General features: G+C 56.7%; 14 protein-coding genes. 8 read left to right on the plus strand and 6 right to left on the minus strand.

Annotation, left to right across the window (positions count from 1 at the left end):
- Window positions 1–116: 116 nt before the first annotated feature.
- Window positions 117–680, minus strand: coding sequence for an NAD(P)H-dependent oxidoreductase (locus tag RHM59_RS09520; protein ID WP_322183634.1), 564 nt, complete (start codon window positions 678–680; stop codon window positions 117–119).
- 313 nt (window positions 681–993) lie between these two features.
- On the opposite strand from RHM59_RS09520, the gene RHM59_RS09525 reads away from it, so the two are divergent.
- Window positions 994–1,203, plus strand: a complete 210-nt coding sequence (locus RHM59_RS09525) for a hypothetical protein (protein WP_322165372.1) — start codon at window positions 994–996, stop codon at window positions 1,201–1,203.
- 145 nt (window positions 1,204–1,348) lie between these two features.
- Here RHM59_RS09525 and RHM59_RS09530 read toward each other — a convergent pair whose 3' ends face one another.
- The 5 genes from RHM59_RS09530 to RHM59_RS09550 form a co-directional block, all read right to left on the minus strand.
- A complete protein-coding gene (locus tag RHM59_RS09530) occupies window positions 1,349–1,900 on the minus strand; it encodes a GNAT family N-acetyltransferase (protein WP_322183633.1) in 552 nt (183 codons plus the stop codon).
- Window positions 1,901–1,931: 31 nt separating this feature from the next.
- Window positions 1,932–2,699 carry a DNA polymerase III subunit epsilon gene (dnaQ, locus tag RHM59_RS09535; RefSeq protein ID WP_322183631.1) on the minus strand — a complete coding sequence of 256 codons (768 nt, stop codon included), beginning with the start codon at window positions 2,697–2,699 and terminating at the stop codon, window positions 1,932–1,934.
- Window positions 2,700–2,813: 114 nt separating this feature from the next.
- Window positions 2,814–3,830, minus strand: coding sequence for a zinc-dependent alcohol dehydrogenase family protein (locus RHM59_RS09540; RefSeq protein WP_322165375.1), 1,017 nt, complete (start codon window positions 3,828–3,830; stop codon window positions 2,814–2,816).
- Between the two features lie 385 nt (window positions 3,831–4,215).
- Entirely contained in the window at window positions 4,216–4,683 is a 468-nt protein-coding gene (gene rnhA / locus RHM59_RS09545) for a ribonuclease HI (RefSeq protein WP_322183629.1), read from the minus strand.
- A gap of 36 nt (window positions 4,684–4,719) precedes the next feature.
- Entirely contained in the window at window positions 4,720–5,478 is a 759-nt protein-coding gene (locus tag RHM59_RS09550; protein WP_322165377.1) for a class I SAM-dependent methyltransferase, read from the minus strand.
- A gap of 82 nt (window positions 5,479–5,560) precedes the next feature.
- On the opposite strand from RHM59_RS09550, the gene gloB reads away from it, so the two are divergent.
- The 7 genes from gloB (at window position 5,561) to RHM59_RS09585 (ending at window position 15,620) form a co-directional block, all read left to right on the plus strand.
- The gene (gene gloB / locus RHM59_RS09555; RefSeq protein WP_322165378.1) at window positions 5,561–6,340 is read left to right on the plus strand and encodes a hydroxyacylglutathione hydrolase; all 780 of its coding nucleotides are present in this window, start codon (window positions 5,561–5,563) and stop codon (window positions 6,338–6,340) included.
- Between the two features lie 99 nt (window positions 6,341–6,439).
- Window positions 6,440–8,035 (plus strand): LysM peptidoglycan-binding domain-containing protein, encoded by a 1,596-nt coding sequence (locus tag RHM59_RS09560; RefSeq protein WP_322165379.1) that lies wholly within the window; start codon window positions 6,440–6,442, stop codon window positions 8,033–8,035.
- Between the two features lie 185 nt (window positions 8,036–8,220).
- A complete protein-coding gene (locus tag RHM59_RS09565) occupies window positions 8,221–10,050 on the plus strand; it encodes an extracellular solute-binding protein (RefSeq protein ID WP_322183627.1) in 1,830 nt (609 codons plus the stop codon).
- The gene (locus tag RHM59_RS09570) at window positions 10,047–11,912 is read left to right on the plus strand and encodes an extracellular solute-binding protein (protein ID WP_322183626.1); all 1,866 of its coding nucleotides are present in this window, start codon (window positions 10,047–10,049) and stop codon (window positions 11,910–11,912) included. Before RHM59_RS09565 ends, RHM59_RS09570 begins: the two co-directional genes overlap by 4 nt.
- 1 nt (window position 11,913) lies before the next feature.
- Window positions 11,914–12,987, plus strand: a complete 1,074-nt coding sequence (locus tag RHM59_RS09575) for a microcin C ABC transporter permease YejB (RefSeq protein WP_322183624.1) — start codon at window positions 11,914–11,916, stop codon at window positions 12,985–12,987.
- A gap of 1 nt (window position 12,988) precedes the next feature.
- Window positions 12,989–14,008 carry an ABC transporter permease gene (locus RHM59_RS09580; RefSeq protein ID WP_322165383.1) on the plus strand — a complete coding sequence of 340 codons (1,020 nt, stop codon included), beginning with the start codon at window positions 12,989–12,991 and terminating at the stop codon, window positions 14,006–14,008.
- Between the two features lies 1 nt (window position 14,009).
- Window positions 14,010–15,620: an ABC transporter ATP-binding protein gene (locus RHM59_RS09585; protein WP_322183622.1), complete on the plus strand. Its 1,611-nt coding sequence runs from the start codon at window positions 14,010–14,012 to the stop codon at window positions 15,618–15,620.
- The last annotated feature ends 11 nt before the right edge of the window (window positions 15,621–15,631 follow it).

Consider the following 15,631-nt stretch of genomic DNA (forward strand, 5'->3'; position numbering starts at 1 on the left):
ACGCCACTTCTCGGGAACGGGTCCCGGAAGTGGCTAGATATGAAGAGGAAACTTACCTTGGCCGCCGTTGCTGCCTGCGTTACATAACGCTTATCGCTTTATTGATCTCAGCGAAATCAAACTTTTTTGTTCAGCGCTACCCATACCGCAAACGCGTCAACAAAAGCCTGCAGGAAAGGTTTGGTTTTTTCAGAAAGCGTGCCCGACTCGTCAAAAAGGACCCCGGCGTTGCCCAAGTAGGCTTCCGGTTGCTGCATACACGGTACGTTGAGGAACACCAAAGATTGGCGCAAATGATGGTTAGCGCCAAAGCCCCCCACGGCGCCTGGCGACGCGCTGACGACAGCGCCGGGTTTACCGCCACCCCAAGCGCTTTGGCCGTACGGACGAGAACCAACGTCGATGGCATTCTTCAACACGCCTGGCACTGAGCGATTGTATTCTGGAGTTACAAACAAGAAAGCATCTGCCGCCATTAGTTGCTGGCGAAATGCCACATAAGCAGCCGGCGGATTACCTGCGTCGATGTCTTCGTTATAAAGAGGTAGATCACCGATCTCGATAATCTTTAGTTCAAGGGTTTCAGGCGCCAACGCGGCCAGCGCAAGTGCGACCTTACGGTTGATCGAGTCTTTTCTCAGGCTGCCCACGAGGACTGCAATCTTGTAGACCTGGCTCATGAAGAGTTTCCGCTTATGATATGGGGAGATTCAGTTATAGATGATGCAGCACACTTCGTCTGGTTTTCAATGCCGAGCGTTGCAACACCGCGCAGAATAACTCAAACGGATGCAGCCCATGGCACGGTGCTTAGCCCCCAGACTTTTTTTTCTGCGGACGAAAACTCATCAGTCAAAATACGGTCTGATCCACCAGTAAGCAGTCACTGAACCTGTTCTTTCAGACTTACCTTACAAGCGGGCGTAGACTGTCGTCGCGCAGTGTTAGCATGTCAGCGCAATTGAGCGGTTATCTTCAGAGGTTACAAAGCAAATGGCTTCAGTTCTCGTTGGACAATTCCATGCAAGGGACGCGGAAGGCCGTGTCTATTCAGTGCATGAATTCCAGGAATCACAGCCGGATGCGGCGAGCGGCAAGGAGCCTGTCACAACCTATCGTTTGGCCATCGGTGATCGAGTCACCCACCTGGGCGGGGACGACTTTGAGTTGCTCCAGTCCAAAGTAAAAATGACCCGCACCTGATTCGGGCTATTGGTTACGTTGTCATGTGATTACCTGCCTGCCGCTTGGATGCTCTGCTCCCTTTCTCGACTCTACAAAGAGCGATAAAGAGCGAGTCCAAGCGGCAGTTCAAATGATTTGCGCGATACCAGCCTGTCTCTTTCGGTTATTCAAAAATCAAATACCAGAAAATGGCCGTTTCTCGGGTGTCGGGATCAATTGCGCGGTACAGCAAGTGGTCTATTCCGCCGACTATGTACCCGCAACGCTCATAAAGCTTGCACGCCGCCAAGTTGCTGTTTTGGGTTTCGAGCATGATCCCAGGCAAGTGACGCTTGCGGCTCCAGAATTGCGCCACCTCAAGCAACGACCGGGCAACCCCTGTGCGCCGGGCCGACGCATCAACTGCCAATTCATCGACATGGGCAAAACCGTTCCAGTGGGTGCTGAGCACCATATGACCTACTGGCCGCTCCCCGAGCCACGCTACGAGAACAGTGTTATCAGGCCCGTGCCGGTAATGATCGAACTCTTGAGCGTCGATCCCGTAATTCTTGCGGTAAGGCTTGACCGGTTCAACCTCCCAGCGCTCGACGCGCTGCCCGACCTGCGCAAGCGCGTAGCCGCTGACGGTAAAGGTGAACTCACTGTTGAGGATGTAATCCTCAAAGCGCTCATCCGCAACGCGAATGGACAGTTCAGGGTTAGCTTGGGTCATGGCACCACTGAGTGAGGTTGATGAAACCGCGCTATTGAACGGCCGCTTGCGTCTGAGCCTCAAGCAACTGAACCCACAACGCAGGTGCTCCGGCGGATTTAGCGATGGCCGCCATACGCACATCGTGCTCTGCCATCTCGCTGTCGCTGGCCAGAATCACACGGGCTGGCTGCCGATCACTGGGCAGGCGACGAATTTCCGTGGCGGTATTGCCCGACCCTTCGCCCGAACCATTCCCGTCCGTTGCATTGCCCGCCAGGGACAAGCTGGTCTGACCGCCGGTCATCGTCAGATAAACGTCGGCAAGAATCTCGGCATCAAGCAAAGCGCCGTGCAGTTCTCGACCGGAGTTGTCTACACCATAACGTTTGCAGAGTGCGTCGAGGCTATTGCGCTGACCGGGGTGGCGCTCACGGGCCATGGCCAGGGTGTCAAGAATGGTGCAATGCTGAGTGAGATCAGCCTTGTCCCGCTGTCCCAGCAGCGCAAATTCATTATTGATGAAACCAACGTCGAACGCGGCGTTGTGGATGATCAGTTGAGCGCCCTTGATGAATTCAAAGAACTCTTCAGCGACCTCATTAAAGCGCGGCTTACCGACCAGGAATTCGGTGGTGATGCCGTGAACGCCAATAGCGCCTTCATCGCTTTCGCGATCCGGCTGCAAATACACGTGAAAATGTCGCCCGGTCAGGCGTCGGCCGATCAATTCAACACAGCCGATCTCGATCACCCGATGCCCGTCGGCAACGGGCATACCAGTGGTTTCGGTATCGAGTACAACAGATCTAAGCACCATAAATTGTGAATTCTCAACGCTTCAACACCGTACAAGAGCGGAATTTTAGCACACCCCGCCGCGCAAAATGCCGCCCCACGGCATCGCACGGGTGACGCAGAATTCAGCGCGCAATCATGACGGCTGCAACACCACCCTGCCGATGACGGGAACCTCGGCCATATAGCGCTGTGCTGATGTCGCCTTCTCCAGCGGAAACACTTTGTCCACTCGCGACGTCAACAGGCCGTCCGCCGTGAGTTGGTTGATGACGCTTAACGCTTTGTGCACCGCTTCGTAGTTGGGCTCGACGCCCGACTCAGCTTTGCCGGTGAAGTTACTCAGGCAGTGCACGAAAAACTTGATGTTCTTCTGAAACGCCTCTTGGGCCGGAAACGGCGTTTGATTGCCATTTTTCAGGCCGTAAAGCACCACACTGCCCCGTGGTGCAAGGGCATCCACCAATAGGTTCATCTGTGAACCGCCCAAACCGTCGAATATGGCATCAACGCCTTTACCGCCGGTCAGTTTGTTTACCCGATGAATCAGGTCGTGCTCTTCTGTGAGCACCACTGTCTGCGCGCCGAGGTCGAGTAAACGTTGCTTATCGTGGGTGTTCTTGGCGGCGGCAATGACATTCAGGCCAAGCGCTTTGCCCAACTGCAGAAAAGCAGGACCGGCACATTGGCTCGCGTCGGTAACAAGCACCGTCTGCCCCGGTTTGACCTTGGACAAATCAACGTACGCGAAATACGCCAGCAGCAGCGATGTGTAATGCACGCTGGCCTGGGCCGCAGTCAGCACATCGGGATACACCGTCACTGCCGAACGTGGCAATTCCAGAAACTCGCCGTTCAAGGTGCATGTACAAGCACCTTCGCACGAATAGGTCGCGACCTTATCACCGGGAGACACGTCGGTAACTGCGTCGCCAACCGCGAGCACGACGCCCGCAATTTCTTTGCCCAGCCCTTCAAGCAGCCGGGCCTCAGCAGTAGTCGGATTCAGGCGCCACAAGGCGTCGTAAGGGCTGATACCGATGGACTCAATCCGTATCAATACGTGATGGGTAGCAGGTTGACCGACGAAACGGTCTTTGGATTCGACTGTTGCGGCGGTGTCTTTGGATTCGGGACGAATCGAGCGTTGCATTTGACACCTCATGGCGTGAGCTATGGGTGATGACTCTATCTAGCCCCGGTAACCGCAGCCATCGACGCGTATCAATAGTCGCAATGCCTACAGTTGATGGGAAAAGAGGGAACTTTCGGTTTTAAAAGCGGGGGATTAATGCGCGAAACATCTGTAGGAGCCAACGTGTTGGCGAAGGTCCTTGGGACTTATCGCAGCCACGGCACCTCCTACAGAAATCTGTGCAGCGCCAGAACTGTGGGACCGAATTTATTCGGGAAGGCTTCAGTCCTGACACCCTGCAACCAAAACCACACAAAGTGCCACCCAGTTTGCTGCGCGACAGCGCGGCGTCGAAGACGTGGCGGCCCCTCCTACAGAGAATTGCGTTTCTGCTGAAATTTGTTCAGCCGTGCTTCATACCTCTGACTTCATCAACCCCGCGATTCGCCAATTGGTCAGCACGTTCGTTGCCATCATGCCCGGTGTGCCCGCGTACCCATTTCCAAGTCACGGTATGGCGATTCACTTGCTCATCCAACAATTGCCACAAATCAGCATTTTTCACTGGCTGTTTGGCCGCTGTTTTCCAGCCGCGCTTTTTCCAGTTAACCAGCCATTCCTTCATGCCCTTCATGACGTATTCCGAGTCTGTCACCACCAGCACGTTGCAATGGCGCTTGAGCTCTTCCAACCCACGAATGGCCGCCGTCAGCTCCATGCGATTGTTGGTGGTATTGGCTTCGCCCCCCCAGAGCTCTTTTTCCACGCCTTTGCACACCAGCAGCGCACCCCAGCCGCCTGGGCCGGGGTTGCCCTTGCAGGCGCCATCAGTAAAAATTTCAACGCTTTCGTTCGCGACAACCGGTTCCATCAAACTTCCCATCTTAAAAATATGGCCATCAGGCTTTTAGGGTTGCGGGTTGCGCCGATTGACCTTGGCCATCGGCAACGGCAGCAGCTTGCCCATGGGCTGGCGCTGGACCTGACGCACGGGACGCAAGCCGACCACAATCTTGCGTGCCACTAATAAATAGAAGCCGCCGCCAGGACTTTGCCAACTGTCGCCGAGACGTTCGAGCCCCGCCAGTCGCGCTTGCCAGGCCGCAGAAGCAAGCGGAGGACGATAGCACCCGAAGCGTCGTTTCTCCAGCGCGAAGCCCAGCAGGTTCAACCAGTCCGCGACCCGGGAAGGGGAAATACAACGGGCCTTGCGCAGCGCGTCGTGGGCAAAGAAATGACGCAACCCCCACGCACTCCAAGGGTTAATTCCAATGATCAATAAATGGCCGCCCGGCCGTACGCTGGCCGCTGCTTCCCGCAACAAACCGTGGGGCGACAAGCAAAAATCCAGGCCGTGCTGCATGACCACAACGTCAGCCGCATGCTCGCTGAGCGGCCAAGCCTGCTCCTCACAAACGATTTCTACACCGGGCAACGGCGCACCGAGGCGCACGTTGCGCTGAACCTGCTTGGCCTCAGGTGGCGCGTCGGCAGAAGGGCCGTAATGCACCAGATAACCGCCAAAGTAACGGCCCAACTCGTCTTCAAGAACGCGTCGCTCCTCTTCTAGCAACAGCTGCCCCAAGGGCTCGGACAACCACTCTCGGGCCGAGCTGATCAGCGCAAGCCATTCAGGATCAGCTTGGGCGAAAGCTTCATCGGTCATTTGGGATCTCCATGTGGGCGCTCGCTTAGAGCCGCAACAAACCCTAAGATGCACCATTGTTTCCTGCTTAGCGAACTGAGCCATGATACAGATTGATGCCCTGCCCGCTTTTACTGACAACTATATTTGGTTGTTACAAGACGCTTCCAGCAAACGCTGCGCCGTGGTCGATCCCGGCGATGCCGAACCGGTACTGGCATGGTTGAAACAGCATCCCGACTGGCAGCTCAGCGACATTCTGGTCACCCATCACCATCACGACCATGTGGGTGGCGTCACCGAACTCAAAGCCGTCACCGGCGCTCGGGTGCTCGGTCCTGCGGCTGAAACAATCCCTGCGCGGGACGTCGCGCTCAAGGACAACGATTCGATCACCGTTCTCGGCTTGGATTTCGCTGTCTTTTCAGTCCCAGGTCATACCTTGGGCCATATCGCCTTCTACCATGAAGACCCGCAAGCCCCGCTGTTGTTCTGCGGCGATACGCTGTTCGCTGCGGGGTGCGGTCGTCTGTTCGAAGGCACGCCGGCACAAATGCATGAATCCCTCAGTCGGCTCGCCGCCCTGCCCGACAGCACCCTCATTTACTGCACCCACGAATATACGCTGAGTAACCTGCGCTTCGCGCAAGCGGTAGAACCGGCCAACCTCGACATCGCGGAACGTTTTGCGCAAGTCAGCCACTGGCGCAGTAAAAATCGCATTAGCCTGCCTTCAAATTTAGCGCTGGAACGACTCACCAACCCGTTTATTAGGACCCACGAAAGCGCCGTCAAGGAAAAAGCAGACGAACGGACAGGTACCGACAATCGGTCGCCTACGGCGATTTTTGCTAGCCTGCGCGCGTGGAAAGACACGTTCTAATTACGACCTTTATCGGTACAAAAATTCTGAAAGGTTGACCATTGGGCGAGCGGTTCCTAGAATCGCCCGACATTTTCGCTTGGAACACCCCCCCAGCCAATGTCGTCATCCATACGTATAGCCATCAATTCAGACGCATTGACGCGGTTAGCCCAGGCTATTGCTGTAGTCCTGAGCGCCACGCTGGCTGGCTGTCAGACCACGAGCCACATTGAGCCTGTGAGCAGTCATCGGGCACCCAATCTGGCCGGTGAATTCAAACAGAAGCCGATTTTCCTCACCGGCAAACCGACGCCGTTAGCACCACAGGATGTCTGGGAGCGGATGCGTCAGGGTTTTCAGTTGCAAGAAGGCAACGGCCAAAATCCACGCATCGATCAGCAACGCCTCTGGTTTGCTAACAACCCCGCGTTCATCGAAGCGGCTGGCGAACGCGGCAGCCTCTACATGCATTACATCGTAGAGCGCCTCGAAGAACGCAACATGCCACTTGAACTGGCCCTGCTGCCGGTGATCGAAAGTGCCTACAACCCAATGGCGTATTCGCGCAGCGATGCCGTGGGCTTGTGGCAATTCATCCCCTCCACTGGGCGCTACTTCAATTTGCGTCAAACCAGCTTCTATGACGGTCGCCGTGACATTACGGCGTCGACGATTGCGGCACTGGACTACCTGACGCGGCTGCATGACATGTTCAACGGTGACTGGCTACTGGCATTGGCGGCGTACAACGCCGGTGAAGGCACGGTCAGTCGCGCCATTGAGCGCAATCAGAAACTTGGCTTGCCGACCGATTACTGGAACCTGTCATTGCCACAGGAAACCCAGGATTACGTGCCCAAGTTCCTGGCACTCTCGCAAGTGGTCATGGCGCCAGAAGCTTATGGCGTCAACCTGAGCCCGATTGCCAATGAGCCGTACTTCAAGGTCGTCGAGCTTAACCACACGATGGACCTGTCAAAAGTGGCCGCCATGGCCGATATCGACGAAGACGAGCTGTTTCAGCTCAACCCGGCCTTCAAAAAGCGCATGACCATCGACGGTCCTCAGCATCTGCTGGTGCCGACGGCCAAGGCGCAGCTATTGACCGCCAACCTGTCGAACATGAAACCCGAAGAACTGGTGGACTGGCAGCAATACAAAGTACGCCGTGGCGATACATTAGTAAGCCTGGCCAGCCGTTATCGGGTGTCAGTCAATACCCTCAAGGACGTGAACAAGCTGTCCGCCAAAGGCGTTCACGCGGGCCAGACGTTAAGCATTCCAACCATACCCGGCATGACCCCTGCCGGGCCTGCGTTCGAGGAAATGGCCAGCCGAGACATTCCCTCGGCGAGCCGCAGCTACCAGGTAAAAAAAGGCGACAGCTTGGCGACTATCGCCAAAGCCCATAAGGTCGAAGTCAAAGAACTGCAGCATTGGAATGGCCTCTCGGGCCAGCATTTGAAAATCGGTCAAACGCTGGTCATGCAAGACGCCAACAAAAAATCCCGCTCGAAATCAACCGCTGTCGCCAGTACCAAATCAAAAGCCAGCGAAAAGGCGACCACTCAATACACGATTCGCAAAGGCGACTCGATGTACTTGGTGGCCAAGCGGTTCAACGTTGAAATGCAGCATCTCAAACGCTGGAATCCGCGCAGCGGCATGGCGTTGAAGCCGGGTGAGACGTTAACGGTGTATCGGAACGACTGAGTTAGGCTGCGCCAAGGAGCGCTGACGCTTTCCCGAATGAATTCGGTCCCACCGGTTTTTTGGGCGAGCACAAAACCTGTAGGAGTCACGTATCTGACACCGCCTGCCCGCCGTCTTTTTCCAGCCGATACAAGCTGTTACTGTACCGCCCCAGTAGCCCAAGCCGCCTGAGTCGGATGTCAGACGTGATACGTTTTCTCCTGCTATTCATCAGCCTGGCCTTGAGCTTTCCCGCAGCCGCTACCATCAGCGAAAGCCATGGCTATGCGCAGTTCGGTGTACTCAAGTACCCAGCCAGCTTCACTCACTTCGACTGGGTCAATCCCGAGGCGCCGAAAGGTGGCACCTTGCGCATCATGGCGTTTGGCACATTCGATACGCTTAATCCTTACACCTTCAAGGGCAGCAGCCCGATTTCGACGCCCAATTTCCTGCAATACGGCGTCAATGAGCTCAACGAGCCACTGATGGTTGGCACCGGCCAATACGACCCTTCCGGCGACGAACCCACGTCCAGTTATGGCTTGATTGCGCAGAGCGTCGAATATAGCGACGACCGCAGTTGGGTGGTGTTCAACCTCCGCCCGCAGGCCCGCTTCAACGATGGCAAACCAATCACCGCCTACGACGTCGCGTTTTCCTATCGGTTGTTGCTCAGAGAAGGTCACCCGCAATACCGCACCAGCCTGCAGGAGGTCGCACGGGTCGATATTCTGGGCCGGCACCGGATTCGCTTCGTATTCAAGCGCGGCGGTAATCCACTGCTGATTCTGCGTCTGGGCGAGTTGCCTGTGTTGCCCCAGCACTATTGGAAAAACCGCGATTTCAAAGCCACCACGTTCGAACCTCCGGTGGGCAGCGGTCCGTATCGGATTACCCACGTGCAGCCCGGCAGGCGTCTGGTCTTCGAGCGGGTCAAGGACTGGTGGGGCAAGGACTTACCCGTCAATCGGGGCAAGTACAACTTCAATCGGGTTGAAGTCGAGTTTTACCGCGACAGCGATGTAGCGTTCGAAGCATTCAAAGCCAATGAGTTCGACATCTACATCGAGCATCAGGCCAAGAACTGGGCCACCGGCTACAACTTCCCGGCGGTCGCCCGTGGCGATGTGATCAAGGCGCAGATTCCGCACAAGATTCCGACTCAAAGCCAAGGGCTGTTCATGAACACCCGGCGCAACATGTTTGCCGACGTCAAGGTTCGCGAAGCACTCAGCCTGATGTTCAATTTTGAGTGGACCAACCGCACGCTGTTTAGCGACGCCTACACCCGCTCGTTGAGCTATTACCCCAACAGTGAATTCGCCGCCAGCGGCCTGCCTATGGGGCGTGAATGGTTAATGTTGACGCCTTGGCGCAATCAGTTGCCACCGAAGCTGTTCACTGAGCCATTTAGCCTGTCAAAGACTGACGGCGGCGGGGTTCCTCGGGAAACCTTGCGCCGGGTCCTCGGTCTATTGACCGAAGCAGGCTGGACGCTGTCCGACCAACGCCTGCTGAACCGCAACGGGCAACCGCTGCGCTTCGAGATACTGCTGGTCAATCCGAACCTCGAACGCATCTTGCAACCCTACGTCGAGGATTTATCGCGGATCGGCATCGAAGCCCACCTGCGCACGGTAGATCCCGCCCAATACAAACAGCGCCTGGACCCATTCGACTTCGACATGATTTCGATGACCCTCAACCAGAGCCTGAGCCCAGGGCTTGAACAATGGCAGTATTTCCATTCCAGTCAGGCGACGACCAAGGGCAGCAAGAACTACGCGGGGGTTTCCAGCCCGGTGGTTGACAGCCTGCTCAAACAGTTGCTGGCCGCACAAACCCACGAAGATCAACTCGCCGCCGCCCGCGCACTGGATCGGGTGTTGCTCTGGCAGCATTACAGCATTCCCAATTGGTACCTCGACTATCATCGCCTGGCATACCGTAACCGGTTCGTCATGGTCACCACCCCGCCCTATACCCTGGGTTTGCGCGCGTGGTGGCTCAAGCCTTCGGAGAAGATTCAATGACTGTCATGCGCTCCCTGCTGTTGCAGGCTAGCGGCATCGTAATGATGGGCCTGGCCTGCGTCACGCAAGCCGCCCCCGAACACGCCGTGACCCTTTATAACGAGGCGCCGAAATACCCCGCTGACTACAAGCACTTCGACTACGTCAACCCGGATGCGCCAAAGGGCGGCACGTTTCGTCAGGCGGGCTTCGGTGGTTTCGACAGTCTCAACCCCTTTATCAACAAGGGCGTCGCGGCCGACGACATCGGCATGATCTACGACACCCTGGCCCGCCAAGGCCTGGACGAACCGTTCACTGAATACGGGTTGATCGCCGGCAAAATTGAAAAGGCCCCGGACAACAGCTGGGTGCGCTTCTATCTGCGCCCGGAAGCGCATTTTCACGACGGCCACCCGATACGCGCTGAAGACGTCGTGTTTAGTTTTCAGACCCTGATCAAAAGTGGTGCGCCGATGTTTCGCGGCTACTACGCCGATGTCGATCAGGTGATTGCCGAAGACCCGTTACGCGTGCTGTTCACCTTCAAGCACACCAACAACCGCGAGCTGCCGTTGATCCTCGGCCAGATACCGGTCCTGCCCAAGCACTGGTGGGAACACCGAGATTTCAGCAAGGGCAATCTGGAAATTCCGTTGGGCAGCGGACCGTACAAGGTCGCCGAGGTCAAGGCCGGGCGTTCGATTCGCTACGAGCGGGTCAAGGACTACTGGGGCAAGGACCTGCCGGTCAACCGCGGCTTTTACAATTTCGACACCATGACCTTCGACTACTACCGGGACAACACCGTAGCCCTCGAAGCGCTAAAGGCCGGGCAATTCGATTATTGGCTGGAGATCAGCGCGAAGAACTGGGCCACCGCCTACAACACCCCAGCAGTCAACGCCGGACGCTTGATCAAGGAAGAAATCCCCAATGGCAACCCCACCGGCATGCAGGGGTTTGTCTTCAACCTGCGGCGTCCGATTTTTCAGGACCCCCGTGTGCGTGAAGCACTTAGCCTGCTGCTGGATTTTGAATGGACCAACAAGCAGCTGTTCAATGGCGCCTACACCCGCACCAACAGTTACTTCGATAATTCCGAAATGGCCTCACGCGGCCTGCCATCCGCCGATGAACTGGCGATTCTTGAGCCCCTGCGCAGCACGTTGCCGGGCAAAGTGTTCACCGATGAATTCAAGCTGCCAGTGACTGACGGCAGCGGGATGATTCGTCCACAACAACGCCAGGCCTTTCAACTGCTGCAAGAGGCCGGTTGGCGCATCGTCGGCGACAAGATGGTCGATGCCCAAGGCAAGCCGGTGCAGATCGAATTCTTACTGGCACAGACCGAATTCGAACGGGTGTTGCTGCCGTTCAAGCGCAACCTCAGCGACCTTGGCATCGATTTCGTGCTGCGCCGAGTCGATGTCTCGCAATACGTCAATCGCTTGCGCTCGCGGGATTTCGACATGATCGTCAGTGGTTTCCCGCAGTCCAATTCGCCGGGCAACGAACAGCGGGAATACTGGGACTCCTCCAGCGCCGATAAACCGGGCAGCCGCAATTTCATGGGACTTAAAGACCCGGCCATCGACACCTTGGTCGAGGGCCTGATCAACGCCGATTCACGGCAAAGCCTGATCACCCACGCGCGAGCACTGGACCGGGCGCTGCTTTGGGGTTATTACGTCATCCCCAATTGGCACATTAAAACCTGGCGCGTGGCGTATTGGGACCCTATTGGCCACCCGAAAACCACGGCACTGTACGATGTGGCGCCTTCGACCTGGTGGGTCAAACCCGACGCCACACGGGCTATTCCCGTGCCTATGCCCGGCCCAACCCCTGAGCAAGCCAAGCCGGCGAGCGTGGAGCAATAAGATGCTGGCCTACATTTTTCGGCGCTTGCTGCTGATAGTTCCCACCCTGTTCGGCATCTTGCTGATCAATTTCGTGATCATTCAGGCAGCTCCCGGTGGCCCCGTGGAGCAAATGATCGCCAAGATCGAAGGCTTCGACGGCGCCACCAGTCGCATCGCTGGCGGTGGTGCGGAAGTGTCGGTGGCCGGTTCCAGCTATCGTGGCGCTCAAGGGCTGGACCCGGCGCTGGTGAAAGAAATCGAGCACATGTACGGCTTTGACAAGTCTGCCCCCGAACGCCTGTGGATCATGATCAAGAACTACGCCACGCTGGATTTCGGCAACAGTTTTTTTCGCGACGCCAAAGTCATCGACCTGATTAAAGAGAAGATGCCGGTCTCCATTTCCCTCGGGCTGTGGAGCACGTTGATCATGTACCTGGTGTCGATTCCATTGGGGATTGCTAAGGCCACACGACACGGCAGCCACTTCGACGTCTGGACCAGCACCGCAATCATCATCGGTTACGCGATACCGGCCTTCCTGTTTGCGATTCTGCTGATCGTGGTCTTTGCCGGTGGCAGCTATTTCGACTGGTTTCCATTGCGTGGCCTGACCTCGAACAACTTTGATGAGCTGAGCTGGGGCGGCAAAATTCTCGATTACTTCTGGCACTTGGCGTTGCCCGTCACTGCATTGGTGATCGGCAACTTCGCGACCATGACGTTGCTGACCAAGAACAGCTTTCTCGACGAGATCGGCAAGCAGTACGTGATCACGGCCAAAGCCAAAGGCTTGAGTCAGCGGGCCGTCTTGTACGGCCACGTATTCCGCAACGCCATGCTGTTGGTCATCGCCGGTTTCCCGTCTGCGTTTATTGGCATCTTCTTTACCGGCTCGCTGCTGGTGGAAGTCATTTTCTCCCTGGACGGGCTGGGATTGATGAGTTTCGAAGCGGCGATCAACCGCGACTACCCCGTAGTGTTCGGCACCTTGTTTATTTTTACCCTGCTGGGACTGGTGGTGAAATTGATTGGCGACATCACCTATACGCTGGTCGATCCGCGTATCGACTTCGAAAGCAGGGAGCATTGATATGACGCTCTCACCGCTCAATCGTCGTCGCTTCGCCCGCTTCAAAGCCAATAAGCGGGGCTGGTGGTCGCTGTGGTTGTTTCTGGTCTTGTTCGGCCTGAGCCTTGGCGCCGAATTGATCGCCAACGATAAACCGCTGGCCGTGCATTACGACGGCCAATGGTATTTCCCGGTGTTCAAGCGCTACCCGGAAACCACCTTCGGCGGCGAATTCCCGCTGGAAGCTAACTACAAAAGCCCGTACATCAAGGAGCTGATGAAGGCCAAAGACGCCTGGACCCTGTGGGCGCCGATCCCATTCAGCTACCAAAGCATTAATTACGACCTGAAAGTCCCGGCGCCCGGACCGCCCTCGTTAGAAAATTACTTCGGCACCGATGATCAAGGTCGCGATGTGTTGGCGCGGGTCATCTACGGGTTTCGCATCTCGGTATTGTTTGCCCTGACATTGACGATCCTCAGCTCAATCGTCGGGGTGATTGCCGGTGCGCTTCAGGGTTTTTATGGCGGCTGGGTAGATTTGGTCGGGCAGCGCTTTCTGGAGATATGGTCAGGGTTGCCGGTGCTCTACTTGCTAATCATTCTGGCAAGTTTCGTCCAGCCCAATTTCTGGTGGCTGCTAGGCATCATGCTGCTGTTTTCCTGGATGAGCCTGGTGGACGTGGTGCGGGCCGAGTTCCTGCGTGGGCGCAACCTGGAATACGTGCGCGCTGCACGGGCGTTGGGCATGCAGAACATGGCGATTATGTTTCGGCATATTCTGCCCAATGCCATGGTCTCGACCATGACTTTCATGCCGTTCATTCTGACCGGCGCCATCGGTACACTGACCGCGCTGGATTTTCTCGGCTTTGGCCTGCCCGCTGGCTCGCCATCGCTGGGTGAACTGGTGGCCCAAGGCAAATCCAATTTGCAGGCACCATGGCTCGGGATCAGCGCGTTTGCCGTATTGGCCCTGATGCTCAGCTTGCTGGTGTTCATCGGCGAATCCGCCCGCGACGCTTTCGACCCAAGGAAATGAGATGAACAAGGACAATTTGATCGAAGTCCGCGATCTCGCCGTGGAGTTCGTTGCCGACGGGAACATCCATCGGGTGGTCGAGGGCATCAGTTTCGATGTCCGTCGCGGCGAAACCCTGGCGTTGGTCGGCGAAAGCGGGTCGGGCAAGTCTGTCATCGCGCATTCAATACTGCGTCTGCTGCCCTACCCGCTGGCGCGCCATCCCAGCGGCACAATTCATTACGCAGGGCATGACTTGCTCAAGCTCAGTGAGAAACGCTTGCGTGCGATTCGTGGCAACCGGATCGCGATGGTTTTTCAAGAACCCATGACCTCGCTCAACCCGCTGCAATCCATCGAGAAACAGGTCAACGAAGTGCTTAGCCTGCACAAGGGCTTGCAAGGCAAGGCGGCCACTGTGCGGACACTGGAGCTGCTTGAGTTGGTTGGTATCAATGAGCCACACAAAAGACTCAAAGCCCTGCCACACGAGCTCTCAGGCGGTCAGCGGCAGCGCGTAATGATTGCCATGGCCCTCGCTAACGAACCCGAACTGTTGATTGCCGACGAACCGACCACCGCGCTGGACGTCACGGTGCAACTGAAAATCCTCGAACTGCTCAAGGAATTACAGGCCCGGTTGGGCATGGCGCTGCTGTTGATCAGCCACGATTTGAACCTGGTACGGCAAATTGCGCACCGAGTATGTGTCATGCAGCGCGGTTGCATCGTCGAACAAGCGTCCTGTGAACAGCTGTTCCGTTCACCGCAGCATCCGTACACCCAAGAGTTGCTGGGCGCGGAGCCTAGCGGCGGCCCGGCGACCACGGTGGCAGGTGCCCCGCTGCTTGAAGTAGAAGACCTGCGCGTCTGGTTTCCGATCAAGAAAGGGCTGTTCAAACACACTGTCGATCACGTCAAGGCAGTGGACGGGGTTAATTTCAGCCTGCTCCAAGGGCAGACACTGGGGATAGTGGGCGAAAGCGGCTCGGGCAAATCGACCATGGGCCTGGCCATTCTTCGGTTGATCGGGAGCCAAGGCGCCATACGCTTTCAGGGCAAAACGCTAGACTGCCTGACGCAGCAGCAGATACGTCCCCTGCGTCGGCAAATGCAGGTGGTGTTCCAGGACCCGTTTGGCAGCCTGAGCCCACGCATGACGGTGAGTGAAATTGTCGGTGAGGGCCTGCGCATTCATCGCATGGGCTCCCCGGCCGAGCAAGAAAGCGCGATCATTGAGGCGCTTAAGGAGGTAGGTCTGGATCCGGAGACTCGGCACCGCTACCCCCATGAATTTTCCGGCGGGCAACGGCAGAGAATCGCCATTGCCCGGGCATTAGTGTTAAAACCGGCGCTGATTTTGTTGGACGAGCCCACGTCGGCGCTCGACCGGACCGTTCAGCGCCAAGTAGTGGAGCTGCTGCGGTCACTGCAAAAAAAGTACAACCTGACCTATTTGTTTATCAGCCATGACCTGGCGGTAGTCAAAGCGTTGAGCCACCAGTTGATGGTGATCAAGCAAGGACAAGTCGTTGAGCAAGGTTCGGCGCGCAGCATTTTTGCCGCGCCGCAACATCCCTATACACAGCAGCTGCTGGAGGCCGCCTTTTTGGCGCCGGTAGCTGTCGATTAACCTGAAGAGGA

The organism is Pseudomonas sp. MH10 (assembly GCF_034353045.1).
In the GTDB taxonomy this organism is placed as follows: domain Bacteria; phylum Pseudomonadota; class Gammaproteobacteria; order Pseudomonadales; family Pseudomonadaceae; genus Aquipseudomonas.

Bases quoted from the DNA above. Each gene is read 5' to 3' on its own strand.
- RHM59_RS09520 (WP_322183634.1), bottom strand. From the start codon at position 680: ATGAGCCAGGTCTACAAGATTGCAGTCCTCGTGGGCAGCCTGAGAAAA.
- RHM59_RS09525 (WP_322165372.1), top strand. From the start codon at position 994: ATGGCTTCAGTTCTCGTTGGACAATTCCATGCAAGGGACGCGGAAGGC.
- RHM59_RS09530 (WP_322183633.1), bottom strand. From the start codon at position 1,900: ATGACCCAAGCTAACCCTGAACTGTCCATTCGCGTTGCGGATGAGCGC.
- dnaQ (WP_322183631.1), bottom strand. From the start codon at position 2,699: ATGGTGCTTAGATCTGTTGTACTCGATACCGAAACCACTGGTATGCCC.
- RHM59_RS09540 (WP_322165375.1), bottom strand. From the start codon at position 3,830: ATGCAACGCTCGATTCGTCCCGAATCCAAAGACACCGCCGCAACAGTC.
- rnhA (WP_322183629.1), bottom strand. From the start codon at position 4,683: ATGGAACCGGTTGTCGCGAACGAAAGCGTTGAAATTTTTACTGATGGC.
- RHM59_RS09550 (WP_322165377.1), bottom strand. From the start codon at position 5,478: ATGACCGATGAAGCTTTCGCCCAAGCTGATCCTGAATGGCTTGCGCTG.
- gloB (WP_322165378.1), top strand. From the start codon at position 5,561: ATGATACAGATTGATGCCCTGCCCGCTTTTACTGACAACTATATTTGG.
- RHM59_RS09560 (WP_322165379.1), top strand. From the start codon at position 6,440: ATGTCGTCATCCATACGTATAGCCATCAATTCAGACGCATTGACGCGG.
- RHM59_RS09570 (WP_322183626.1), top strand. From the start codon at position 10,047: ATGACTGTCATGCGCTCCCTGCTGTTGCAGGCTAGCGGCATCGTAATG.
- RHM59_RS09575 (WP_322183624.1), top strand. From the start codon at position 11,914: ATGCTGGCCTACATTTTTCGGCGCTTGCTGCTGATAGTTCCCACCCTG.
- RHM59_RS09580 (WP_322165383.1), top strand. From the start codon at position 12,989: ATGACGCTCTCACCGCTCAATCGTCGTCGCTTCGCCCGCTTCAAAGCC.
- RHM59_RS09585 (WP_322183622.1), top strand. From the start codon at position 14,010: ATGAACAAGGACAATTTGATCGAAGTCCGCGATCTCGCCGTGGAGTTC.